This is a genomic window from Methanocella arvoryzae MRE50 (assembly GCF_000063445.1).
GTDB classification, from domain to species: Archaea; Halobacteriota; Methanocellia; order Methanocellales; family Methanocellaceae; genus Methanocella_A; species Methanocella_A arvoryzae.
This window is the reverse complement of the sequence record NC_009464.1, coordinates 2,696,685-2,722,542: the sequence shown is the minus strand read 5'-3', so window position 1 is coordinate 2,722,542 and position 25,858 is coordinate 2,696,685. Positions and strand designations below refer to the sequence as shown.

Here is a 25,858-nt window from a genome sequence, read left to right as displayed (position 1 = left end):
AACAATCTGAGCAGCAGGAATAAAGCCCGGCGTCCTATTAAACGCGAAAAATTTTTCGAAAGCGGGCAGCAGTCGCAGCCCACCGGTAAATCGGCACGAGTGTGGCCATAAAATGGCCCGGGCCAATTAATCAGATATTCATCGCAACAGATTACGAAATGATAAGTATATATTTGATAATACCAGAATTAGCAGTAAGTATGTACAGGCCGAGGGATATAACAGACTCTATTGCAACTGTAGGCATCATAATTTTACTCATAGCTACGATTGCCTACGTTGTGATCAGCATCACGGGCTTCCAGATCGCAGATATCGAGTCTGCAGTCGACGATGTCGATGCATCCACGCTTGATCCGCTCTTCCAGTCGCCATTAGGTCTCGGCTTTGATTTTAACAGCCTGGACCCTGCTTCGAAAATCATATTAGGATCGCTGTTTGCGATGATGGTATTCCTGGTGATCATCCTGTTCTGGGTATACTGGTACAGGTACCGGGGTAGAAATAAATAGCCAGATCCCTAACGGCTACTTCTGTATCATTATTTCCTCATGATGATGGCGGCAAGAGAGACGCCGGCGAGTATTATGAGACCTCCGAGGCCTGCCAGCCACAGGTCAGGCGTGGTATTCGCACGGGCAGGAAGACTGATTTTATCTGAAGTTCCCGACGATTCCGGCGGCATTAAAACCGGATCGGACAGTAAGGCCCGGGAAGGGGTCGAGTTCTGTTCGGGCGCCCGGTACACGTATCCGGAAAGGGTGACCTCTACATAGCAGTCACCTTCGCCAGTCGAGAATAGCACCGAGCCATTATGGTCGCCTTTTATCGCGGCGATAAGATAATGACTTTCGGGCGCTGCAAGGAAGTCAAATGACCCTTCTTCAGCAGGCTGTCCAGTACCGGAGAGAACGGGATTGTCCGGAGTCATATACCACTTGCCGTCAGGCAGCATCAGCCGCACTTCAGCACCCGGTACACCGGTACCGTAAGTATCGTATACCATCCCCCGGATGTGACAGGTCCGATCGGCTGTATCATTGATAGCCTGAGCTGCTGCCGAAGATGACCAGATCGTCTGGCAGAGCAGGCATGCCGCCAGTAATATACCAGTAAAGCATGCCAGGCGGACGATTAGGGGGTGAGCAGGCGATGGACACATGAAGAGCCTCAGAAGGTATTATGCACCAACTTATTTTCACACTATTGATATTAAGTCTTACGATTTCACATAGAATGGGCGATTAGTTTTGTCCAGAAAGCACGGGCGCAATTATTTATACTATGCACAATTATAGTAGTTATGCAGGTTATCTGCACGAGCAATTAAGATGAGAGACAGCGGATTTAGGGGACCCCGGAGAAGCTTCGGCGGCCCGAGAGAAATGCATAAGACTACTTGTTCTGACTGCGGAAAAGAATGCGAAGTACCCTTTAAGCCAACGGAAGGCCGCCCGGTATACTGCCAGGACTGCCTGCCCAAGCACAGGAAGCCCAGGTTCTAAAGTTCCAGATTAGTTCAAGTTAGAGCTAAATATTCAACAAATACGAAGGGGTAACTCTTCGTATCGTTTTTCTTCAAGTCATCCAGTACAGCATATTTGCCGGATAGTAGAGCGGCTATTTAAAAAAGAGTTATGAGCCTCCGCAGGTGCCGAAGGCTCGTTTTAGCTCAGGCCGTCTTTAAAAAGCCTTTCCGACTGAGCCATTCTGCCTGAGGGCCGGTGTACCTCCAGATAATGTCACCCTTATCGTTCTGGAAATCCCAGGGCACTACTATCACGATATCCCCCTCTCGGACCCACGTGCGTTTTTTCATTTTCCCCCTGATACGGCACATTCGTGTCACGCTATCCATACACCGCACCAGCACCCGGCTGCCTCCGAGCAGATTTATCACGGTGCCTAAAAGTTCGCCTTCCCGACGATCAGGAGTCCTTACACGAACGGTCTCCCCGTCCATCGTGGAACTGCCAGTTCTCTGATTTTGCTGTCTGTTCAGTGGATCACCTCAACAGTATTCCGATCACCCATTGGCTTAAGTCAGACCTGACTATAGTGTTGCCAGATCGAATCGATGTGGACAGGTGCCGCAAGAGATAATGTCGCCCCTACCTGCGGCTTTTAAGAGCCCCGTACCATCAAGCAGCCTCAAAAAATAAGTACGGCTTCATAGTTTTATAAAATATTCTGTATGATTAAGCTGAGATCAACATAACCAGGTGATGATACCGGTTTCTCAGAACAAGTACCACGCGTGCCAGTGATTCATCACTTTCTCTACACCGCGTTCGCTCAGGGAACCCCGGCTATAGATTGAATACAGAGCTCTTGCAGCCAGTTTTCGAGCGTAGAAGGAGTCGCTACGATCGTGCAGTCGGACGATCAGTGGATCAAGGGCACGCTCATCCCCGATCTTACCGAGGGCGACAATTGCGTGCTCGCTGATCGTCAGGTCCCTGCTTTCGTTGACCACGCCGATGAGCGCGGAGATCGCCCGGTCTCCCCCGATCATCCCGATCGCGTCGAGGGCTGCTGCAGCCACCCGGGAGTCGTCGGTCAGCAAAGCCAGCAGAGGCTCTATCACCCCGGGGTCATGTGTCCGGCCAAGAGCTTCGGCTGCTATCATGCGAATCCGGGGAGACGCATCAGACAGTAATCCAATTAAAACAGCTGTATCGCTACAGGTAGCGATGAACTCGCCGCCATTATCAGATGGTCCACTATCCGGATCCCATATCCGGCTGGCCATCGCGGCCAGCCGCCCAAAGACAGACGGATGGTTCACTTAGCCTCAGCCTCCCTGAAGTCTGTTACAGGTGGAAACACTAATCCTTGATCAAAAAACTACCGGGGGCAATAATAAATATTATGTCACTCCCCGAAGGTGAAAGGAGATCAAACCAGGATTAAGGGGACTGCGCTTGTTCAGTCGCAGTCCCCTGGCTCGAGCTGGATAACATAGCCGTCCGGGTCTTCTATATAAACAAACCTGCCGGGAGATCTGCGCGGGTTCGGATGGATTTTAATGTTATTCCGCCTGATGTAGTCCATGGCTACGTCAAAATTCTGATCGTCAACCCTGAACCCAAAGTGAGCGTGAGACTGCCCGCAGCCCCGAGGGTTTACCGGAGCATTTGCCTTGAACAGGAAGAAACTATCCCTGCCGCCCGGAGTTTTCAGCTGGACGTGAGAATCAGTCCTGTCTACTACTTCGAGGTTGAACATGTCAGTGTAAAACCTTACGGAGTTTTCAAGATCAGTCACATCGATGGCTATGTGACATAGCCCCCCGGTAGTAACACGCCCTTTGGCTTTAGTGGTCTGCATTCTTCTGCCCCCATATGAGATGAAGTGTACGATGTGAAAAAAGATAGCCGTCAAGCCGCCGACCATGCTGATGCACGTGCACTAAATCTGCACGAGACAAATTAAAATCCCGATTAGACCAATAGCCCAACATTATCTTTCGATAATTTTATAAATATAATGAAATTAAATATATGGCTGATAACGTCTTGCTGCAACAGATATCCCCCGACTGCCGTTCGAGTACAGTATGCGAGAGGGTTGTTCTGACCCATCCAGTAAAGCCTTTACACACCGTTACGGCAGCGCCAGCAGGACGGACAGAGGCGAGGAAAATGCGGAGATCAATGAGAACCCTAACTGTGATCGCAGGTATTCTGATAGCGATCGCCATCCTTTCAAGCTTATCAGCCACCACTGCGCTTGCCCAGACGAATGCGACTCAGGCTACCATCGTCGGGCAGGTGAACGTAAACGGCGTGCCGACGAACGGAGTTTCAGTGACCTGCGGCACAGGATCGGCTACGACCAGCAATTACAACGGAGTAGATGGCGTGTACGTCATCGCAGGGCTGCCCACCGGGACCAGTCTACCCTTTACGGCAACCTATCAGGGCTATTCATACACAGACACGATCGACCCGCTGACCGCCGGCCAGCAATACTACGAGATACCGGCGGTCAACATCGTCATGGAGACAAGCACACCAACCCCAACCCCAAATGCTACGGTAACGCCTACACCAGCCGCCAATGCCACTGTCACCCCCACGCCTGAGGCTAATGCGACTGTGACACCGACACCGGCTGCTAACGCGACAGTCACGCCAACGCCGGAAGCCACTCCGACGGCGACCCCGACAGCTACGCCCGTACCCCCTACCCCAACTCCAACCCCGGAACCGGCACCAGAACCTGCACCGGCCCAGGAGCCGGCCAGTCCCCCGGTAGATAACACGCCGCCGGCAGATACACCCGAGCCGACGCCGGCCCAGAGCACACCCACGGCCACAGACGTAGTCAGGGATACTATAGCAAAAGATCCGACTGCGACGGCATCCCCCATCGGTATCGGGACGGCAACGACCCAGCCTGTACCCCCCGATCTGGCAGGCCCGAACCCGACCGCTGCCAGATCGCCCGGCTTTGAATGGGTACTGGCCATCATATGCCTGGCAGGTGCAGCATACCTGGTAATTAAGAAAGACTAGTTAGTACACAGGATTAGTAAAAAGTACAGGGCAGGAGAACTGCATAAGAAAAGGTCAGATGCCGGGATGGATTGTGCCCCTCCCGGCATGTTCTGACATGAGTTACTGCGGGGATAGTCCGGACTGTTTTACCTGAATATTGCCGGTATCGCGGTAGGCGTCGGTGTCGCAGTCACCACGGGTGTCGGCTCTATGGTAGCCGTTGGCGTGGGCACGACAGTCGGCGTAGGCGCGATAGTAGGCTCAGGAGACACAATCGGAGCCGGCTCCAGCGTCGGAACCGGAGTCGGCGTCACCGTCGGCACTATAGTGGGCTCAGGAGATACAATCGGCGTAGGTGTTATGGTAGGAACGATTGTCGGCTCAGGAGATACAATCGGCGTAGGTGTCACCGTTGGAACAGGAGTCGGCGTCACCGTCGGCACTATAGTGGGCTCAGGAGATACAATCGGCGTAGGTGTTATGGTAGGCACAACCGTCGGCGATGGTACCGGAGTCGGAGTCGGTGGACCTGTCGGCGGCGTCGGAGTCACGATGGGCGGCCACGTAGGCATCGGGAAGCCGGGCATGGGCGCAGGGATCGGCCTCGGGAACTGAATTGGGAAGCCGGGGAACACCCCGGGGAACCGGATTGGCGAAAGCAAAGGATATCCCGCTGGCAGGCCATAAGACGGCATATAAGGTGAATACGGATAGCCATACTGATATGGACAGCTATACTGACCGCCAGGATACGTTACAGGACACGTGGAAGTCCCGCAAGGCGGGGCACACGTGGCAGGATAACTGAGTTGACTTATAGAGACTCCGGAAGTTATAGCCAGTGTAGCGAGTAATATTGCCACAGCCATAACTACTGTGAGCCACAGTTTAGGTTTCGAGATCATTCATCCACCCCGTGAGTGATCAGGGAAGATCAGGGTAAAAAGTTCGGGGCAGCATAATGCCTGAGTTGCCCGGTTTTTTGCCAGTATGAGCAGCCGGATCATTGATCTCTCCGCCTGCCAGAATCACAATCAGAGGAAAAATCTTACAGACTAACGCCTTGTAGAAATACCTCAGTTAATACAATTACAAAACATATATAGTAACAAGGAGGTTTTTAATTTGCTGAAATACAATAATATTTTGCCATAGAGAAAATATTGGGCGCCAGTAGCAGTCATATTTGGTCATTATTCGTCCGGAGGACATAGGAGTGTATAGCGGGCATGGGTTGAAAAATGAAAATAATTTTTATAGAGTTATCTTTGAAACCGCCCACGAACCCATGCTGATCATTCGCCCGGACGGAAGAATAGTCGAGGTCAACAACTCGCTTATTAAAGCATTCGGATATGCTAAAGAAGAGCTGCTCAGGATGAACCTTGCAGACCTGCTCCCCATTTACGGAAAGCCAGACATGTCCGGGCATCTCGAGAAGTGCCGGCAGGGACAGGTTTTTGAGGCCGCATACAGGCGTAGAGACGGCAGCGTGTTCCCGGCAGAGGTCAGCGCGCAGAGAGCGGTGCTCGGAGACGAAATGGCTTTCATTGAGATCATCCGAGATATCACCGACAGGAAACAGGCGGAGGAAGCCATGAACAGGCTCCGCGCCATCCTCGAAAAATCCCAGGAGATCGCCGGCCTCGGTAACTGGGAACTTGATCTGACCACAAATCAGCTGACGTGGTCTGACGAGGTATACAGGATCTTCGGCCTGCAGCCGCAGGAGTTCGGTGCTACGTACGAGGCGTTCCTCAGATTCGTGCACCCGGATGATCGGGCAGCGGTGGACGAGGCTTACACCAGATCAGTCAGGCTCGGTAAAAACAGCTACAGTATCGAGCACCGGATCGTTAGAAAAACCGACGGGCAGGTCCGAATTGTGCACGAGAAATGCGAGCACTACAGGGACAGCTCGGGCAAGATCATCCGGTCCATAGGCATTGTGCAGGACATCACCGAGCGCAAACAGGCTGAAGAAGAGCTGAAGGCTGCGAAAGCACAGGCAGAACTTTACCTGGACCTGATGAGCCACGACATCTCCAACATGCACCATATCATCCTCATGCAGCTCGAGCTGGCGCTCAGCGTGCTTGACGAGGAGGGAAAGCTGGACGTCAGAAAGAAGGACATGCTGGACATACCGTTCAGGACGTTGAAGCGGAGCGTCAACCTCATCCACAATGTCCGCACGCTGCAGAAGGTCAGGTCGGGCGAATACAAGGCAGAGCCTCTGGACCTGTGCCCGATTATAGAGGAAATCATAAATGTGTACTCCGACATCCCGGGCAGGGACGTCACAATTCGCTACACGCCTGCAACCGGCCAGAGAGTGATGGTCAGCCCCCTGATCAAGGATGTCATCAGCAACCTAGTAGACAATGCTGTGAAACACGTGCATGATCCTGTAATGATCGACATCGACGTCGCCAGGGTCGAACGTAATGGCGTAAATTACTACAGGATTTCAGTAGTAGATAATGGCGATGGAATACCCGACGAGAAGAAAGAACTGATCTTCCAGCGGTTTAAACGCGGGCAGACGAAGGCAAAGGGCACCGGCCTGGGCCTCTACATTGTGAAGACGCTGGTAGAGAGCTTCGGAGGCCTGATAGAAGTCACCGACAGGGTTCCCGGCGATCACAGGAAGGGCGCCCGGTTCAACGTCTACCTCCCGGTAGCAGGGGCATAAGAGAGAAGTGAAGGATGGTAGAACCGTAGCCGATGAGGAAATGCGGCGATAAGTTGATCGGGTAACAGTGCCCGGGTTTTACTTAGTATTCTTACCCCGGACCTCTTTGACGATGATCGACGGGTGCTCGGACTTGATAGTCTTCAGCGCTTCAGATCCGTGATCTGAGCTAACGACTATCATGTCAGGCGTTTTCGTTGAGGCTCTGAGCTTTTCGAGCGCTTCCGCACAGTTAGCGGCGTGGAAAGCAAGAGTATGCCCTCTTGACGCAAAGGCTGTCTCACAGATTCTGGCCATGTTAGGATCGCTGTCGATGATGGCTATGCTGGGCATCGAGATCAAATGAGCATAGTAAACCTTATAATTTGTGACTCAGCGGACACAGGCAACCGTATAGGAATTACTCACTTATGAAAAACAGGATATTCAGGTAAAGGCTATGAAAAATTGAAAGTTGGTCCGATATAGGTTGAAAATACCGCCAGGCACGCCAAGAGGCCAAGCTCGCCAAGAGCTAATTTTTCATGGAACGCCAAAGTGCCAACAGCCAATTATCAGCATACCATTCTTCATCCGATAATCAGAGAAGAACAGTATTTACCGGCGATGCAGGTACAAGTGCAGAGGTCATCCTGCTTTCTTCATGACTCAATACAAGCGTCGGATAACGGGTAACAACCGGTGTTATCGCAAGTAGTGTCATAACAATAGCGGATTTTGAAGCTGAATAGCCCACCATTTACCATGACAATCAGTCGTAAAATAAGTGAATATATCGATTAATTATCATATACTTGTTTTTTATAATTTGTTTTATTAGAACAATCCGACGAGTACCAGGAGATATGAGGACACATGAAATATAAACTAATACTGTTCGCCTTAGTCTGCATAGCACTATTAACTAGCGGCTGCTGTTGCTGCATGACTGGTTCGACTCTAAAAAGCCCGCCATCAAGTCCCACACCAGAAACAACAGCCCTGGCAAACCTATCAGATAATGCATCGGCAACATTTTCAGCGACAACTACTCCCCAGACAAAGACTGTACAAACGCAGGATGCATCCCAGATCTTAGCTACACCAACAATAACAGCTACACCAGCCGCAACACTTGAGGCGGAGGCCACACCTACACCAGTAGCTACCCCCGCCCCCGAGGCAGCACCAAATCCTGTAGCAGCCACAACACCAGACTCAGCATCTATGCCGGTTGAAACCACAATGCAAAACGTAGCTGCTGCATCAACACCTGCACCAACACCTGCATCGACACATACACCAACACCGATATCGACCCCGCTTGCAACTCCCGCACCAACCCCGACACCAGCTCCGACACCAACGCCTACACCAGCCCCCACGCCAGTAACGATCTCGGCGCCGGGTGGCAATTATGTGGCAAGTAGCGGCAGTGGTGGCGAAAAGTTCCATCTGCCAGATTGTCGGTATACTAAGAACATACTGGACGGAAATAAGATCTACTTCAGTACCAGAGACGCTGCCATGGCAGCCGGATACGGGCCATGTAAAGTATGCAGCCCCTAACTTTTTTAAATTGGCTCTTCCCCGGCCATTGGGACGGTAACCAGGCCGGGGCATCAGCCGTCCAAGCCCGGCACGCCGTCAACAACATGAATCACACAGACATGGTTTAGTCTCCTGCTGCGCCAGGACTTCGTCCAGCCCTACGTTCCGGTCGCCGAGGTAGTCAAGCGCAGCTTTCCACAGTCGGATCCAGTATCCATTCCCAGGGTACTCCGGCCTCACCACGTACAGGCCAATGAACCCGATTTCATCGTATTTCGCCGTAGGCCACAGCCATATTGATGGCAAAATCCGCGTAGAGCCGGGTTATTCGCCTGATACAGAGCATACTGGGATGTGGAGTGCTGGGTCATATAAAAGATTGAGGCTGGTGTAATGAGGGTACCTACCGACAGCATCCCGATAGACACTTTAAGCGGGAGGTCGATCGCCAGCGAAGTGTTCATATCGTAACATAGCCAGACGATAATATATTTTAGGATCTTACAGGAAACAAAAGTTGATGACAAGTATTGCTGTCAATTAGCAGATGTGAGTAAGGACCGGCTTTAAGCAGCATTGGATAATAACGAGAAGTGTATTTGAACTGTTTACGAGGAAGTAGGAGAGATAATGAAGGCGAGTACTATGAAGTGCAGATTGATTGCTTTTGTATTAATATTGGCTATCATCTTTACTTGTGGCTGTTTTGAGGCGCAAAAATCCATTCACGTTGAAGATAAATACACTATGAAGACTTATGGGGGAGCGGATGAGTATTTCATAAAAGATGGAGCTAATACTTTTCAATGCGCTAATTCTAGTATTTATGATGCGCTCGGCGAAGGTGGCACATACACAGTTACCATAAATGCTAATAATGTGATAACAAAGGTGATCTACTAGCTAAAATTGAACGCCATGAGCCTCTGGTATGATGAATCTATCAAGTAATACGGTTAAAGGTATCGGATAGTGGACAGTAAGCACTCAAGCATAGTTGAAAATACATTAGTTTTATGCTACAGGGAGTAATATGACAAACCTTGTGCCCTTAGTGTAGTCGCCGTGCACCCGGTCTTCGACCCAGATTTTCCCGTGGAAACTTTGAACCAGTGTCCTGGCAATGTAGAGACCCAGGCCTTTTCCTCTCGACCTTGTTTCACCCTTCGTAAACCTGGAAAACAGTTTCTCTTTCAAGTCGTCAGGGATACCCGGACCATTATCTGCTATCATAATCCGGAAATAGTTTTTTTCGTCCCATATGACATTTTCAATCCCCATGTCAATATTCAAAGGCTTTTGAGGATCGGAGTGTTTGATCGCATTACCCAGAATGTTGGAAAAGACGTCTACAATAAGTTCGTTGGCAGGGACGTAACAGGGACAAGCGTGATCGAAATCAATCGTCACGGTTCGTTCGGGCATACTGGAATAACTGGTTTTCAAATCTGCCAGGACGCTACAGATGTCAACCGTTTTTGACGGGAACCCGCCCATTTCTGCCTTTTGAAGCTTCCTAACGTTAGCGATAATCCTCGAGCTGCTTTTCAATGCCTCAAGCGGCTTTTCGATGAGATCTTTTTGGGCAGGGGCAATGTCCAGTGAATAGAGCGCCATTTCCAGGTATCCCTGGGCTATCTGGTTCAGGTTGTTGATATCGTGCCCCATCAGGTCAAGATAAAGTTCTGCCTGGGCTTTCGCCTTCAAAACCTCGCTCTCCGCCCGCTTGCGCGCAGTAATGTCGACACACATCACCAGCACAGCCGGCTTTCCCCTCAGCATCGGAACCGACCAGGAACAGTCAAGCCATATGTCCTCTCCGTTCTTACATATCATCTTGAGTTCGGTCCGGGACGGCCCGAGCCACCCCTGCTGCCGGGCATTTCCGGCCCAGCGGATAAATTCTCTTCTGTCGGGTGGCGCCAGATTCCAGTACTTCAAATGGTTACATTCCTCTACCGTATACCCGAACATTCCTGCGAGAGCCTGGTTAACATAAACGATGTCTTCGCCCTGGATCAGCAGTATGCCGGTATTAGCAGAATCGGCCACCATGCGGAACTTTTCTTCGCTCTCGAGCAGCGCTTCCTCGGGTTGCCTGGGATCTGTGATGTCCTGGGTAGTCCCATAAATATTGATGACACGACCGGAAGCATCTTTTATAGCTTCACAATAACTCTGTATTACTCTACATACGCCATCATTTCGCTTGATACGGTAGGTAACACTGTACACTTCTCCCGTCTCTATCGAAGACCTGATAGCACCATCAACCTGTTCCCGGTCCTCAGGCACGATAAAGTCCAGGAACGTATTGTAATTAATATTAGTCTTAACGGGCTCAAGTCCGAAGATCCGGTTAGATTCGGCAGAACAGCTTATCTCTATGGTCTGCACACCCAGTTCCCAGTTGCCAATGTGAGCGAGTTCCTGTAACTTAGCCAGATTGGCCTCGCTTTTCTGCAGTAGTTCCTCAACCCGCTTGAGCTCGGCATTGTCCGGAGGTCTTGCAGCTTCCTGCTTTGACTGGAGCTCTTTTTCCAGAAGTTGAATTTTTTGGTGAAGTTCTGTGATTAACCGGTCTTTATCCTCTACATCGACACTAAGACGGGTATTATCGGACATTTTCCTCGACCCAGGTTTCGCCACCATCCTCACATACCTCCGAGATATAAACGACTGAATATTAGCTGTTTATCCATATTAATTATGTTGTGTATAAAAAAAGCATTTTTTTATATACGGGACATGGCTGCCCGCATTCATATTACGGCCGATAAGTAAGTTAAAATGTTACCAGCGGCCATAACGATCACGATACCTAACGGCCACACAACATATTCAAGAGATACGAGCAAGTCATATTTTGAGGGCTTTCCACCATTTGACTTCATGGCACCGATGGCCACGAAGACGAAGGCACTGAGAGGTATCAGGAATAACGATAGTTTAGGCAGGTTAAAAAGAAATGTACCCATAACCAGGATAACCCAAGATAAGATCGTCATTATTGTGAGGAAGCGCAGGGTATTAGTATAGCCAAGCATCACTGGCACGGTCTTTAATCTGCGTTTCTTATCAGACTCAATGTCCTTTATATCATAAAAGACTGTGAGGATAAACAGTTTAAGAAATACGAATGCAGTGAATGTGAGCGTTAAGGCAGACGTATAAGAATTATAGGAGAGTCCATACAATAGCGCTATCGTTGCCCCCCATTCCGAAGCAACTAATAAGTTTTTAAAGGCAGGGACGTATTTTGTGATATTTTTCAACATAACTGAATATAAAATGCCTATACTGACGAGAACCGCAACGAATATGGCGAGGCTCATAAGTTGAGTCGTTGAAAAAAATACAACCAGTAAGGCCAATGCACCAATACACGAAGCTAAATAGTATGGATAATGTTTTTTCTTCCTCATCAAAAGCTCCGACCGTTCGGGGTTAGACGCCCGATCTTCGTCCAGGCCGGAGAAGCGATCATAGCTATACACAATTAATGTCAATAAAAATGCTATGCCCAGTATAGGTATGTTTATTATGTCGCCATTAATGATCATCATTGTTAAAAGGATGAAGGCAGGCCTTATTGCCGTTAAATAGCTATTATAATAAAGCCAGTTGACTGAATTGACGAATAAGTCTTTACCAGAGATGGCGATGTTCTTAAAAGCATGTTGATCTACGTAAATACTCTCACCACAAGCGATAAGAGTCCAACCGCCAATTAATAAAGCTATATACAATAATTAGTACAATAACTATATAATTTTTATTTTTTAAGCGGAATAACTGTAAACCAGGCGCATTTTATTCGGTTGCCGGGCACCGCGTTCGAGAAAATACCAGGTTACTTTTCATTTATCGTTCGGCATCCGTGCCTTCGAGTTCCAGACCTAACTTGAGAGGCTTTGCCATTACTTCACCTTAAGACAGAGTTTTCAGTCAGAATGCAACTACCAAATTTTGAACTATTTTATCTTATCCGATAATTGTTCATAGTGAACTTACTGATCGATGGATAGGAAACTTAAAAATTAAAAGCCAGCGGGGGGGATAATGATATCCCCCCATTTTTTGCCGTTTTTTCTTGCCATACCAAACATATTATCGCTTAACATCGGCTTGGTCTTTAATTATTAATATAGCAGTCTTTTTATAAAAAGTGTTTTTAGACTTAATTTCATCGAATATGTTTAATTCCCTTGTTAAAGCAAGCCCTTTGAGTATAAGTATATGGGTGATATAGACAAACGCTAGTGGTTAAAGAGCGTATTATTGCATTTGCGTGTTAGCAACTGTAACATTGAAATATAAAAAACTGGTTATGTTAATCCTAAACAAAGACGTCCTGCCAGTGACTACAAGTAAGCAACTGATCTTTTCAGATCAATTTGATTATCTTACAACTGCAGCCACCCCAAGAATAATGATTAGCAGGGTCGCCACACCGAAACAGATTTTAAAAAAACGATCATCATACCACCTTAGTGGTGGAATAGGTGATGGGGTGAGAGTACTGGTTTTTGATACAATTGATGGTGTTTCTGATTCTACTTTCTCTTTCGGAGTATCCTGCTTAGTAGTATTTTCAAATAAGCCCATATTCCAAAATTGTTTTTGATCTGGATTGTTTTTTTCGTTCGGAGAGAGTTCAATTATTGCTTTGCTAACTAAAATTAAAGCATTGAGCATTTCATCAGCCATTTCTGAGGATTCTATTGCAAATTTTTGGATAATATGATCTACGTCATCAAAGCTATACTCATCCACTCTTGAATCTGGGTAGAATTTTTCTAGGGAGTTAGCTTTGTATTTATGAAACATATCATCAACCTTATTATATAGAGTTAATAATTTAATTAATACTTCTTCATTATTTTTTAATAAACCCGGCTTAATTAACAATCCCGAGCGCATCAAATCATCATAAGCGTCACTTCTAAATTCCTTATCATAAAAAATGGATATTTCTGATAATAATTCCATCGATGCCCCATAAGTCTTTGTAAAACCACACGCAACTTTTAGAAATCCCATTTTTATTATATTATAATATAATTCGCTTTGAACCCTTTTTAAATGTAATTTCAATGATTCTTTGTCCGCATCTTTTTTTGCTTTATCATCGCGTTTCACATTCCACATTAAGGCAATAAATGAGATAGCAGCACCAATAATGACGCCACAAAATTGAACAATAAAATCACTTACTTTATCTATGATGAATAGTGCCAGATCAAAATTGGATGATCCCACTGAAGAATTAACCATCTCCAATAACATACCGACCGAGACTATATTAAATGAATATACTTTTTAATTTATCGGTTGCATACGAAACATTTTATAATGATCAACAAGTGATAATTAAGCTATCCTATGATTAAAAATGGTGTGTATTGCTGCGATATTTGTGGTGAAACCGAACCTCTGCTCTTTACATGCAAGAGGTGTGGGGGGAAATACTGCGGTGAGCATAGGCTGCCTGAAAAACACGATTGCAGTTCTGTTATCAGGGAATTTTCGGTTATTGAGGAGCCACCAATAATTGAAAGATTACCCACCATGGAAGAAGCGCCACATACCCAAAATATCCCGTCGATTTCAAATTATAATAACACCAATAATCAAATCTCATTCGAAAAGAAAATTTCCAAGAAACCTTATAAGCCAAAGCGTTACCGGCGGAGGTTTAATTTTAACCTGTCTCGGTCAATAAGAACAATCTTGAATAGCAATTTGTATTCTGCAATACTCGTAGTGATAGTGGTTGCTATTCTTGGTTTAGGTTATTACGAATTTATATACGATCCAAATACAGTTGAACTTTCGTATCAGGTAGGAAATACACATTATTACGAAACCAATTCGACTGGGGCTTATATGTATATTCATAATAACCCAAATGCGACCAATCCTTCGTATCAAGAATTAATCAATTTTGTTTTAACCGACAATTCAGATCAAATACCATATAGAGAGGAAAGTTTTGTTTGAATAGATTATGCGGTCAGGGTACATGATAATGCAGAAAGTATGGGCATAAAAGCTGGCGTGGTTACGTTGGAATTTTCCGATGGGTCTGGACATGCCCTAAATGTTTTTAATACGACTGATAGAGGGTCCATTTATATTGATTGCACTGGGGACACAGTGTATACACACAATTATGATAAAATCGCATATACCCCGAATTTTGGTTCGCAGTACCATGTGGAATTGCTATTAAATACAGGCAATTTCTACATCATACAAGAGCCATGGATAATCAACAGTATACACATATATTATTAATAATATTTATAGTTACCAAGATGCTTACCAGACTGTTGAGAAGTATTCGTGATGGGATAAGTATACCAAGCGGTTCATTGAACCTTTTTAAGTTAATATGTAAGAAATTGCTACAGTAGTATCCTTTTAATCAAAGTCTATTTTAAAAACGTGTTTACAGACGAACTTATCGAATAATTGACCGATGAGATAAACAATAGCAAACACTAATAAAAACCCAGTTTTACTATTGGCGTTACTCGGGTTATTTATTAGTCCAGCGATTCCCGCCGATAGGATGATAGGTATGCTGTATATACAAAATGCTCCGTGTACCAACAATTCTTTTGACAAGAGATCGCGTATACCACCCAGGCGGTAATGATCGTAATATGTAAATAGTCTGATAATTTTTTGAGATGTTTTTCCAGTAAGAACGGTTAATTCTGCTATAATTAATATAAATAAAATAATGATCCCCGTATCAGCATAGGAGTTCTGATCCATAATTGTTTTAAAAAGTTGCTCGAAAAATAAAACAATCATCCAATACTCAACAATAATTAGTGTTGCCGCTCCAAGCCAAGTAGTGAAAATTTTTATCTGTTCTTTGTCGCTATCAAATGAATGGACATACCTGTTAAACCATAACGGAAAACAGACCACGGCTGGTATAACGAAAAAAATATGAAAGCCACTAACGTAACCGAATAATATCGATGTTATTGTAATAAGATATATTAGGCCGATTACCAGTTGCTTAATATTGAGCATTTCTATGTTAAGAGGTGTTTTTTGCATAATAATGTTTGTTGCTTGCTAACCAATCCTGTTACTATCTATGTTTTTTATTTTCGGAATACTATAACCTGATGTTTTTATCGTGTTATTGCCGATGAGTAAGCGTGCACCTTGATGCTGAAATCTTCCAATTGAACAAAGGATTTGCAGTACGTATCTACGAACATCGACTCTGTCATGTTTTTACTATCCGTAACGACGTAGTCGAGGATTACACGGTTTTCCACGAACAATGCGAGATAGTAGCAAGTGGTCCCGCAAAACTCATAAGTATATCAGAAGTGGGCCAACAGATACGATCGATGATAATACGAACGCAAGTGCTCGAATTCGAGATTCTACGAGAATACGATTACCGCTGCCACGCTTATAAAAAACTCCTTAAATAACCGTTCTTGATAGCCTCAGCTTTCTTCGCTTTTAGGATACAATCAACGACTATCGACTCGAGCACACAATGGCGATAATTGTAGCTTTATGTTGAACTCAAGCGCATGCAACATACTTTCATTTTATTGTAACATATGTCTATTGCATATAGCAACAGCGATTATCTAAAGAAGTATGTAGGGGCTATTCTATTGATTCAATAGGCCTTTTTAATTTTATAATTACACTGTTTTTCATGTTAAGTGGCTTACCTTCCCGTATTTTTGCTTTCCACTTCCTAAGGGTTCTTTCTGGTATGCCCAGTTTTCCAGCATCTTTTGGCGTAAGGTTGCTTATTGCCTGGTAGATATTTGCTACTTCCCCATACGAATCCGAGGGTAGACCAAATATTAGAGAGTTTTCTATGTCATCGGATTCTTTTCCTATGCGGTGTATGGATGCTTTATTTATGTGAAGGTACCTTGACTTTAGTAGTCCTGTATCGCCTTCGGATTTTGCCTCCGGGTGATTGACATAGTCGTAGAGTACTTCATCCATTGGTTTTAGGTAGAATTCGGTGCTGAATTCCTGACCAGCTGCTGGTGGGTTTGTGTAGGTTTTGCCGGTCTTGTAATCGATGAATGGCATGTATGGTAGTTTTGCGAATTCTTTGTCGTCAGCGCTGTTGTAAGGCCAGGTGGGGATTATTGGCTGTTTTGTCTCTGGGTCTGTGCGGTATGAGGTTCCTACAAGGATGAAATTGAATGGCTTAATCTGTTCTTTGAGTGGCTTGCCTTGATTACGCTTGTTTACCCGAGCCCATATGTCATATGTCGTGATGGCCAGTTTTGAGAAAGCGTATTTGCCCTTGTACCGCTGGAATATCTCATCGGCCTCTTCTGGGTGGTAGTGTAAAGTTAAGATGTCCATCCAGATCTGGGCCTCATCGATGTTCATAAGATGACCGAGTCCGTGTGATGAGTACTTGAGTATCTCGATTGCCCCATTATCGTGTACATGGTATAGGACGTATCTTTTTGCGGATATGGCGTATAGCCAGACGTTTTCAAGTTTGACTACTCTTTTGACTTTTTTCTTCCGACTCTTGTTATCTTCAATTTTGAACATGTCCTCTATGTGTACTCCGTAGGGGTTGAGGTCTCGGAAGAATTCCTGGATCATGGGTACGTGTTCGGGTGATATGAATATACTATCAGTGTCACAGTAGGCGAAATACCCGTTTTCACGGGTGATTAAGGCCTCGGCTGTTGCAAGAATAAGGCGTGAGCCTGCTGTGAGGAACACTGCCATAATAGGGTTAAATGCTGGGCCTGGCTTCTCTATCTTGTTTACCTCGGCTGTGAAGGTTTGATCGCAAAAGATAGTTACTTCTTCGCTATCGGCGTCTTCGGGGTTTAGCTGGATGAATATGCCATAGGAGGTGGAATTGGCTATGATTTTGAGGATTTGCTCTGATATCTCCAGTTCTCGGTATTCCTCTGTGTCCTTTTTGCCTTCCCATTCAGGGCTTTTCATGAGCTTTTTGATATGGTCTCGCTCGATGATCAGGTATTTTATCAGGTCAGCGCCGGGTTCTAAGGGTGGTAAGCCTTTCAGGTAGGTTATTGAGTTTAAGTTATCCTGTGGCTCACTCGGGATGAATCTGATAGCTCTTTTTATCCTGGGTGCTTTCCCCTGGTCCATTTTTGCAGCGATAAGGTCGATAAGGGTGTACCAAATCGTTGAACCATCTGTCGAGATAAGATAATTAATGCCAATGTTAAGTGCGTACTTATTGCCATATGAGGACCTTACAGGGACTTTATCCTCGTTAGGCTCAAGCTCACAAATGATTGTGAAATCGTTCCATAGCTCCTTGTTACGGATATCCTCTGGGGTTATCTTGTCAAGTAACGTCTGAGCGTCTTTTGTGGCATCTTCTCGCAGGATGTTTTTGGCGATTAGGAATCTGTACATGTTCAGGAGGACGAATACAGAGGGGTACATGCTGATGTAGTCGAGGCATGTTATTAGTCTGGGTTCTTTGCGTATGCGTGTCTCTGTACGGCCTCCGTAGTAGCCCATCATGACATAGCCCAAAATTTCTTCAGGGAACTCCGGGTTTTTAAAGTGGAATGGAAGTATGCCGATTTTGTCGAGAAGGGCTTTCCCGATGCTGGCCGGTGAGTACAGTTTGGTGGGTGTTTTATCAAGACAGTACCAACGGTACCTCTTCAAAGCCTGAACGTATAAGTCGTAAGTTGCCAGGGTATCATTTATGTTATAGGTGATATACTCAGGTGTGATTTTCCCGTGTTCCTCCGGGCTCATTTTCCTGAATTTGCTACCGAAGTCCGGTAACGCTCTTCCCAGGTCATATCCTTCGTTGGTTAGGACGAATGTGAATGTTCGGAGGTCGAGGAAGTTGCCCCGGAAAGGTCTCCGCTTTTTCTTCTTTTTACCCTTACTGCGATCTGGATTTGTAAGTTCTACAAAGGCTCTCTTAGAATCGATGTGTTTTATGACTATGCGAGGGTTATTAGGATTCTCGGATAGTGTTACTGAGAAGCCGTTATTGTATTTTCTCGACTCTGAGAACTTTATGGCGAGTCTGGTGATATCGAAGGGTATGTTAAAGCAGATGCAGTTAGCGCGAGCCTGAAATACGTAGGGGAAGAGTACGTTTTCCACGAATTCCTCCTTTGTCATCAGCTCGTAGGAGTTAAATGTTGTTCCGGGGAGTTTGTCGTTTAGTATTTTTTCGGTGTTGTACTGGATGTTGTAGGCTTTTATGATGTCTGTGCTGGGTTTTGGTAGTTCATGGTCGAAAAAAATTAGGAACCTGTCAGGCTTGCCGTTCACCCAGACACCGCATGAGCCGAACGTTAGGTTCTGGTACCGATCCGTGGTAGTCTCAGTATCGAATACCAGGTCTATTCTGCTATTGTTAATTGTTGGCTGGCCAGCGTTGTGGTATTCGGCCTGTTCTCCACGGCCCATGTGGTACCTAACGTAGATATCATCCATTGTATATCCCGAGTAGTTCGATTATGTCTGGTGTGAACTTTTTCGATAACCCCTCTAAGAGGGGCTGGTCGCATGCTTTGGCTTTGAGCATGATCAGGTTCTGTAATCCTAGCAGGAATGAGGCATACCCTGTTTCTAAGCGCGGCTTTTTCCTTCTGTGATTTTCGCATGCTATACTGAGGAGCTTGTCCTTTACTGCTTGTTCAGGTGTGAAGCTCTCATGGCACTGTCTGCAGATCCATGCTTTCTGGGGGCATACGTCTTCGAATGCCTTTCCAGCTAAATGGTGGCCATCCATGGGACCATTTTTGATGCATGCTTCGCAGCGATTCCTTTTTCGAGAGGATTCATTGCGTATTGTTAGCTCCATCACCCAGCAATCAGCTTCCTCAACGTATTGTGGAATATGCCCCAGCTGGTTTTGTACGTCGTCTCTCCATTCCACTACCCTCCGGGCTACGATGACAGTTAGGTTTGTAACCATCGTTATCACCTCCAGCCTTCAGGGTAGGGTTCTGGATACTCTGGCACCTCCTTTCTCAACACAATCTCGCGGATGACATCCGGGTCAGTCTCTAAACTGTGTAGTCGACCTGTGGCATCTTTTATGCGGATACTCCCATAGTTTTTCAGTTGGCGTAGGGCTTTTTCTTTGGCAGGGCCTTTCGCTGCGAGGTATCCTCGTATGGCGTTGTGGTACTGACTGATTTTTGTAGCTTCCCGAGAGTCAGCAACTTCAATCTGGACTTCCCGCCCGTTCTCGAAGATGAGCATTTCTCGGGGCACATGGTCATACGCAGTGACAGCCCAGGTATCTCCCAGCTTTTTCACAGCGCCTGTATGCCGCTTTATCTCATCCATGGTTAGGCCGTACTGTCTGGCCAAGTCCTGGATGGGCTTTCCTGTTCTGCGAGCGATTCCGACCACTTCGGTGGTCTTGGCTCTCATCACCTTGTTTTCTACGGTTAATCCTTGTGTGGTGGTCCTGTGAAGGGGGACCTTGGAATTCTTTGGCATATTGTTGTCTCCTGTGTCCCACCTGGTTGCCAGACCCACCTTTTCCCACTTTGCTGTCTGTTTTTCGTTAATGTTTTTACAAGCGGTCTATGTTCTTGTTTTTTAGTGTGCTGCGTAGTTACCGCTTGGCTAGCAACCGCGAGTATAGTGGGTAGTCCTATAAATATTTTTGTGTGGGGTATACACCTTAGCCGAATTATAGTGTACTGTGTAGGCAGGTTTTTATATGAAAAATACGATACATTATTGGATGAAGCGTCGGAAGCCAAACAACCGGGAACCACCAGGAAAAACAAAAACCACAATCCTCTTACTAGTGGCAAATAATGGTGAGACCTCATTTCAGGCGATCCGAGATCATCTAAAAGATTCTCTTAATATCCGAAATCTCAAAGTCTTAAGAACCCATTTAGCGGAGCTTATTGAAGATAAACTCTTATTAAAAAGAAGTCAAGGTAAAGGAAAACCCGATACTTATTATCTAAATGGATTTGACAATTTTAAAAATCTACACGAATTCTTCCAAGATAATCAATTAGAACAAGAATTCATGAAAACACAATACTACCATCATTACGTTACATCGGAAGACTTCAAAGGAAAATGGCTTATCAATTTGCTTCAAGAATCAATAAATCAACGACATTGCTCTATTATTGATAAAATTGAAAAAGAAGATAAAGACGATAGAATAAAAAATCAACATAGGCGATTAGTTGAGACTATCGAAAATTCATTTATTGAGGATATTGAAGATAAACTCCAAAATAGATTAGGAGATCATCAACTAGATAATCGCTCAAATAATAGTCTTTTATTGAGGTCATCTTTTGTAATTTCAAAGGATGAATTTGAAGATATAATTGATATTCTCTTATTATCTCCAAGTGCATTAAGATATAGCTTAAAACCAAAATACGCTGACCCATTATTACTTCAAAAAATTATGGAACAATTATTCGATGAACGAGGGTTCTCTATCGAATTTTTCAATGAAATAATCGAATATAATTTTAATTCCCTTACAAAAGAAGATAATGAATCTTTAACAATATTGATTTTAAAATCCCTCTTTATAACTGATTTATTAACAAATAAAATAGTGAAAAGAGACGATAGTAACCACTTCTTATCTAAGTTCTTAAAAACGAGTGATAAAAATGAACCCATTACTAATTCAAGGCTTTGGAACCAGAATATCGGTAGAAAAACGAAGATTAAAAATTAGTACTGAAACCAATGATTATGAATTCTATCCTCATCAGATAGATCACGATACTATTGTAATCGATGGTTTTACTGGCAACATTAGCTTTGAGGCTATGCGCTGGATAATGAAGCACAAAATCAACTTAACACTACTTGATTGGAATGGTAATCTGCTCGGCACCTGGATGCCTAAAGAAACTAGCGTAGGCAAACTACGAGTAAAACAATACGCCAAATACCTCGACCCCACAACAAGGTACAATATCGCTTATCAGATTATTAAAGAAAAGGTCAAGAAATCCTGCAACCTACTAACGGAATTATCGGACTATTACGAAGAGCTGGATAAGAGTGAGATAGAAGAAGCCTTCATCAACGAGTACACGGGATTTGTAGCTTATAACAAGAAAGAACAACATGATATCAACAAAATCATGGTGTACGAAGCCAAGACAGCAAAGGCGTATTGGGACAGGCTAACAAAAGTCTTCAACAAACTATACCCGGACTTCAGGTTCACCGGAAGAAGAAACAAGAGCAACAGCTGGAACATGAACGCCAGCGACGAAATCAACGCACTCCTAAACTACGGCTACGCTATTCTAGAAGCACAAATACGACGCCCCATCAATGCTATGGGCCTCGATCCAGCAATGGGGTACCTGCATGAAATGAAAGGCAGCGGTGCACCACTCGTCTACGACCTCCAAGAATTATACCGCTGGCTCATCGACCTATCCGTAATACAGCTACTAGAGGAAAAGAAACTCAAGAAGAACGACTTTATTGTAACAGAAAATTACCACCTCAGACTAAGAGAAGCAACCGCTAAGAAATTAATTGAGCGTATAAAGCTGAACTTCAACCTTAAGGCACCATACAAGAATCAAAACTACACCTATGAGAATATCCTCATTGACCAGGTTCAACAGTTCGCTAACTTCATACAAGACAAAAATAAGACGGTAGAGTTTACAACACCGGACATAATGGTTAATAGAGACGATCCATCGGATGTTAGAGATGCACTATTAAAAATGACGCCAGCTGAAAGGAAAAAACTTGGAATCAGTAAAACAACGCTCTGGTATATGCAGAAAAACCTTCGGGAAGGCAAGCGAATCAAAATATATGAAAAGAGCAAGGGTAAGCTAAATAGTACTAAGACTTAACAAATGTACTACAACTCTTGTTTTCTCTTATAGAAAACAGGACAATTGTACTTTTTTCTTGTAGAGTTTGTCATTTTCGCTTAGCATCGACTTCATATTTTGTTAAGAAGTCTTATCACTTGTTATAGAAAAATATATAATATTCTGTTTTTCAGCAATTATTCTAGTACAACAACAATAGTGCAGCAAGGCGAAATTTTATTTTCTATGAGAATAACACAGGTTTGTGTCAGGTTTCTTATACCTTTCTTATGATTACTTATGCTCTACCTTATGACTTCATTTATCTTCACATTAGGGAATTTTTACAGATGAGATATATAAAATGTTTATAATGACTGAGGTCTTATTTTACAAGAATTATTTCAAATTTTTTTATGAGTTCATCTTCATGCTCTTTTTTTAGTATATCAAATAGTCCATTCGATAATTTTTCTATCGCATCAATATATAGATTTATTTCAGATTCAATTATTGGTAATTGCCTCCCTATCGCTAAATCTTTTTGCCCAGATTGACTTATATACGGGTTATCTATTATCCCAGCATTATGTACAATTACATTTCTTTTTAGGGATAGAATATTTAAATTATCAATTTCATCATCGCTTAAAAAGGTATTAAAATTAATATTTAATTCGTTCTGTAGCTCTTTTTTAGCTTTTCCAAATGTCGCAAAATCGTTTTTACTGTCCCTATAAAATCGCTCATATAATGATAGATTGCTTTTTATGTATCTTATGTTTAATAAAGTTGCATATATGTCCCTAAGAAATATCTCCATACTTGTGGCAATAATTATAATAATCTGTTCATGCAATATTCTTTTAAGATTAACATCTATTATGGTATTATTTGATAGGATTAATAGATCCTTAGCTTTTGAAAGACTCCTTGTAACTTTGATATATGTATCGGTTTCACCACAAAACATACAAAATGTAGGTTCACGCTCATCAGGGAAACCGCCCATAGTTGCTTTTTTACAATATGGGCAATATGTACAATATGTAACAATTACTTTTTCACCCGAAGGAAACGGCTTGCCTAACATCCTATTGTTATAACTTTCAATATCACTTTTTATGTTAGCAGGCAATTTAGCTAAAAAATCAGCATCTATTTTTCTATAGGTGAGAGACATATAATCGTTAATTAATTTTTTCACTACAACTTATAAGTTTTGTTCATAGAATGTTTAGATTTAGCAGGATATGCATCAAATATTTCTAATAATCATATTTATGTATATAATACAATCGTTAGTATAGCAATATATATTATTTTAAATATATATAAATAAAATTAATGGAACAATTGATTTTATAATAAAGTTATTTGTTCGATTATCAAGACTATTTTATCACAATTACTAAAAAGTTCAACTATTGGTTCATCTATTCCTTCAACCATTTGTTTCAATACTTCATCTTTATTATTGATATACGCATCCTCAAAATATACCGAACAATTTTTATATTCAAATTTTTTATCGAACAAACCAAAAGTAATACTATCATAAGTTAAAAGTAACTTAGGCATTATTTCATTCATATTCATTTTTTGTAACTCTTTTGAATTAATATTTATTTTGAAAGATTTTAGTTTAGCTCTTTTTTGTTTTATTAAACTATTTACGACTCGAATATCATCAAGTTCCTCATCTGAAAATTCTTTAGGGACATTTAATATAATATTAAATTCATTTTGGATTTCATATAATATATTATATACAAAAAACATAAAGTTTATAGAATCTAACCACGTCTTTTCTATATTAATATTCGAAAATGGTATAATTAAAGGTTTTTCTATTAAATTAATATATATTAATAACTCATCGCCTTTTATCCATTCGTTGAAAAAATTAAGTGCTTGATATCCTTGTAATACATTATCTATATGAAACGTAAAGTTAATAGGACAATCAACCATCACATTTTCAGTTACTTTAAAATCTAATATAAAATCGAAACCTGGTGGGTGTAATTTAATTTGAGCTACTGTTCCCGTATTTAATTTTTCTCCCGGTACATTTTCAAAAGACAACTTAGACTTTTTAAGTATAAAATTTGTTCTAATGTCCTGCACAGGAGATTTGATTTCCAATTCTTCGATCTTGAATTCTTCTCCACCTATAAAAATACTTTCACCGAAAAATGTTTTTAAGTCCAAATCATCAAATTCTTTCGATAATTTGACCTGACCAATTTTTTTACCATTTATTACATCAAATAATTCATTTATTTTTTGGCGATTATCATTAGTTGTTTTAAAATGAATTGTACCGCCAGCTTTCACGGAATTGTCTTTAGTTCCTATCTTTTTTATTGATACCTTTCCGCCTTCTAAACTTGATACCACTTCAATTTTTCTATCCTCAAGTGCTTTTTGCCATTTCAATAACGGTATTCGCCCTTTTATCCCATCATCAATTAAATGTTCATTGATCTCTTTGTATATTTTTGGTATTGCATCTTCAGCTTTCATCTGGATATATTCTATTGAATATTGTTTCAAAACTTGTTGTTTATGCTCCGGGAAATCAGGAGAAATTAGGAAATAATCCTTATGATTATCGCCCAATTGTTTTAGAACATCTTCAAAAACGTATTTCACATTTTGGTCTTCAAAAGAATATCCTATAAAAAGGATAGAATACTTAGATGCTAATACTTTTAAAGCGCTCCATAATAAGTTATATTGTCCGTTAGTAAAAAATCCTGTATAATCACTTTTTGTTATTATTATATTATCAGGTGAATCTATACACCCATGTATTTTATATAAGTGAGCTATGTTATCATTTGCAGATTTAGCAATATCTGAATCAGTAACTATCTTTAATATATTATTAGCATAAGCCATCTCAAACAATTTATCATAATTTGTTGTTACTATGACTTCTATTTGGGGGATTTCACTTATCATTTTATGGTAATCAATAATATTAGGCTCTTTTTGGAAAACATCGGATAAGATATTTATCAATTTTTCTCGTGAATATATTTGGACATATTCCTCTGCAATACCATCTAATTCTTTATCATCAAAATGTTTGAGTTGTTCAGGCGTAACGTGTTCTTTAATAATCGCCCCTAATCTCTTTGCTGATGGATATCCAGCGACAAACGAAAGACCCGAACCTACCCATAAAATAATTTCTCTATTACGAATTTTTTCAATAAGATTATTAGAAAGACTATCATTCGCCATAACATCCCTCTGCAAGATCTAGATAGGATATTTCTATCAAA

General features: G+C 43.0%; 24 protein-coding genes. 9 read left to right on the top strand and 15 right to left on the bottom strand.

The annotated features are described in order from the left end of the window. Window positions 1-200 precede the first annotated feature (200 nt). A complete protein-coding gene (locus RCI_RS13345; RefSeq protein WP_048198646.1) occupies window positions 201-512 on the top strand; it encodes a hypothetical protein in 312 nt (103 codons plus the stop codon). A 29-nt stretch (window positions 513-541) separates the two neighbouring features. On the opposite strand, the gene RCI_RS13340 is transcribed toward RCI_RS13345, so the two are convergent. After that, window positions 542-1,162, bottom strand: coding sequence for a hypothetical protein (locus RCI_RS13340; protein ID WP_012036980.1), 621 nt, complete (start codon window positions 1,160-1,162; stop codon window positions 542-544). A 169-nt stretch (window positions 1,163-1,331) separates the two neighbouring features. On the opposite strand from RCI_RS13340, the gene RCI_RS16425 reads away from it, so the two are divergent. Next, window positions 1,332-1,505, top strand: coding sequence for a CxxC-x17-CxxC domain-containing protein (locus RCI_RS16425; RefSeq protein ID WP_081477352.1), 174 nt, complete (start codon window positions 1,332-1,334; stop codon window positions 1,503-1,505). Window positions 1,506-1,672: 167 nt separating this feature from the next. On the opposite strand, the gene eif1A is transcribed toward RCI_RS16425, so the two are convergent. The 3 genes from eif1A to RCI_RS13325 all read right to left on the bottom strand — a co-directional run bounded on the left by eif1A (window position 1,673) and on the right by RCI_RS13325 (window position 3,330). Beyond that, window positions 1,673-2,002 (bottom strand): translation initiation factor eIF-1A, encoded by a 330-nt coding sequence (eif1A, locus tag RCI_RS13335; RefSeq protein WP_081477351.1) that lies wholly within the window; start codon window positions 2,000-2,002, stop codon window positions 1,673-1,675. A 237-nt stretch (window positions 2,003-2,239) separates the two neighbouring features. Then, window positions 2,240-2,752 carry a HEAT repeat domain-containing protein gene (locus RCI_RS13330; protein ID WP_269446502.1) on the bottom strand — a complete coding sequence of 171 codons (513 nt, stop codon included), beginning with the start codon at window positions 2,750-2,752 and terminating at the stop codon, window positions 2,240-2,242. A 176-nt stretch (window positions 2,753-2,928) separates the two neighbouring features. Further along, a complete protein-coding gene (locus RCI_RS13325) occupies window positions 2,929-3,330 on the bottom strand; it encodes a VOC family protein (protein ID WP_048199369.1) in 402 nt (133 codons plus the stop codon). Window positions 3,331-3,656: 326 nt separating this feature from the next. Between RCI_RS13325 and RCI_RS17275 the strand changes: the two genes are divergently transcribed. The 4 genes from RCI_RS17275 (at window position 3,657) to RCI_RS13310 (ending at window position 7,197) form a co-directional block, all read left to right on the top strand. Beyond that, the gene (locus RCI_RS17275; protein WP_048198642.1) at window positions 3,657-4,520 is read left to right on the top strand and encodes a PGF-CTERM sorting domain-containing protein; all 864 of its coding nucleotides are present in this window, start codon (window positions 3,657-3,659) and stop codon (window positions 4,518-4,520) included. A 192-nt stretch (window positions 4,521-4,712) separates the two neighbouring features. Next, window positions 4,713-5,117, top strand: coding sequence for a hypothetical protein (locus RCI_RS13315; protein WP_048198641.1), 405 nt, complete (start codon window positions 4,713-4,715; stop codon window positions 5,115-5,117). 34 nt (window positions 5,118-5,151) lie between these two features. Beyond that, entirely contained in the window at window positions 5,152-5,310 is a 159-nt protein-coding gene (locus tag RCI_RS17095; RefSeq protein ID WP_158308923.1) for a hypothetical protein, read from the top strand. Window positions 5,311-5,718: 408 nt separating this feature from the next. Further along, entirely contained in the window at window positions 5,719-7,197 is a 1,479-nt protein-coding gene (locus RCI_RS13310) for a sensor histidine kinase (protein WP_269446501.1), read from the top strand. A 78-nt stretch (window positions 7,198-7,275) separates the two neighbouring features. On the opposite strand, the gene RCI_RS13305 is transcribed toward RCI_RS13310, so the two are convergent. The 5 genes from RCI_RS13305 to RCI_RS13280 form a co-directional block, all read right to left on the bottom strand. Then, entirely contained in the window at window positions 7,276-7,530 is a 255-nt protein-coding gene (locus RCI_RS13305) for a hypothetical protein (RefSeq protein WP_148266637.1), read from the bottom strand. Between the two features lie 446 nt (window positions 7,531-7,976). Beyond that, window positions 7,977-8,561 carry a hypothetical protein gene (locus RCI_RS13300; protein ID WP_158308922.1) on the bottom strand — a complete coding sequence of 195 codons (585 nt, stop codon included), beginning with the start codon at window positions 8,559-8,561 and terminating at the stop codon, window positions 7,977-7,979. A gap of 1,180 nt (window positions 8,562-9,741) precedes the next feature. Continuing rightward, window positions 9,742-11,379, bottom strand: a complete 1,638-nt coding sequence (locus RCI_RS15980) for a PAS domain-containing sensor histidine kinase (protein WP_052309988.1) — start codon at window positions 11,377-11,379, stop codon at window positions 9,742-9,744. A gap of 110 nt (window positions 11,380-11,489) precedes the next feature. Then, on the bottom strand, window positions 11,490-12,293 hold the full coding sequence (locus RCI_RS13285) for a UbiA family prenyltransferase (protein WP_048198638.1): 804 nt from the start codon (window positions 12,291-12,293) through the stop codon (window positions 11,490-11,492). An 835-nt stretch (window positions 12,294-13,128) separates the two neighbouring features. Continuing rightward, complete coding sequence (locus RCI_RS13280; RefSeq protein ID WP_012036968.1) at window positions 13,129-14,016, bottom strand: hypothetical protein; 888 nt, start codon at window positions 14,014-14,016, stop codon at window positions 13,129-13,131. Window positions 14,017-14,112: 96 nt separating this feature from the next. Here RCI_RS13280 and RCI_RS16415 point away from each other — a divergent pair, with 96 nt between their 5' ends. Beyond that, on the top strand, window positions 14,113-14,730 hold the full coding sequence (locus RCI_RS16415; protein ID WP_012036967.1) for an AN1-type zinc finger domain-containing protein: 618 nt from the start codon (window positions 14,113-14,115) through the stop codon (window positions 14,728-14,730). Window positions 14,731-15,153: 423 nt separating this feature from the next. Here RCI_RS16415 and RCI_RS13275 read toward each other — a convergent pair whose 3' ends face one another. From RCI_RS13275 to RCI_RS13260, 4 genes are all read right to left on the bottom strand, one after another. Continuing rightward, window positions 15,154-15,780: a hypothetical protein gene (locus tag RCI_RS13275; RefSeq protein ID WP_148266634.1), complete on the bottom strand. Its 627-nt coding sequence runs from the start codon at window positions 15,778-15,780 to the stop codon at window positions 15,154-15,156. A gap of 600 nt (window positions 15,781-16,380) precedes the next feature. Next, a complete protein-coding gene (locus tag RCI_RS13270; RefSeq protein WP_052309987.1) occupies window positions 16,381-19,203 on the bottom strand; it encodes a hypothetical protein in 2,823 nt (940 codons plus the stop codon). After that, entirely contained in the window at window positions 19,196-19,687 is a 492-nt protein-coding gene (locus RCI_RS13265) for a hypothetical protein (protein ID WP_048198635.1), read from the bottom strand. The genes RCI_RS13270 and RCI_RS13265 overlap by 8 nt, the downstream gene beginning before the upstream one ends. 5 nt (window positions 19,688-19,692) lie before the next feature. Next, window positions 19,693-20,220 carry a hypothetical protein gene (locus RCI_RS13260; RefSeq protein ID WP_048198633.1) on the bottom strand — a complete coding sequence of 176 codons (528 nt, stop codon included), beginning with the start codon at window positions 20,218-20,220 and terminating at the stop codon, window positions 19,693-19,695. Window positions 20,221-20,470: 250 nt separating this feature from the next. On the opposite strand from RCI_RS13260, the gene RCI_RS13255 reads away from it, so the two are divergent. After that, on the top strand, window positions 20,471-21,448 hold the full coding sequence (locus RCI_RS13255) for a hypothetical protein (RefSeq protein WP_148266633.1): 978 nt from the start codon (window positions 20,471-20,473) through the stop codon (window positions 21,446-21,448). Continuing rightward, window positions 21,381-22,601, top strand: coding sequence for a CRISPR-associated endonuclease Cas1 (cas1, locus tag RCI_RS13250; RefSeq protein ID WP_012036961.1), 1,221 nt, complete (start codon window positions 21,381-21,383; stop codon window positions 22,599-22,601). Before RCI_RS13255 ends, cas1 begins: the two co-directional genes overlap by 68 nt. A gap of 346 nt (window positions 22,602-22,947) precedes the next feature. Here the strand turns inward: cas1 and RCI_RS13245 are convergent, their stop codons facing one another. After that, entirely contained in the window at window positions 22,948-23,745 is a 798-nt protein-coding gene (locus tag RCI_RS13245; RefSeq protein WP_158308920.1) for a hypothetical protein, read from the bottom strand. A gap of 179 nt (window positions 23,746-23,924) precedes the next feature. Next, window positions 23,925-25,817 carry an SIR2 family NAD-dependent protein deacylase gene (locus RCI_RS13240; protein WP_048198630.1) on the bottom strand — a complete coding sequence of 631 codons (1,893 nt, stop codon included), beginning with the start codon at window positions 25,815-25,817 and terminating at the stop codon, window positions 23,925-23,927. Window positions 25,818-25,858 lie beyond the last annotated feature (41 nt).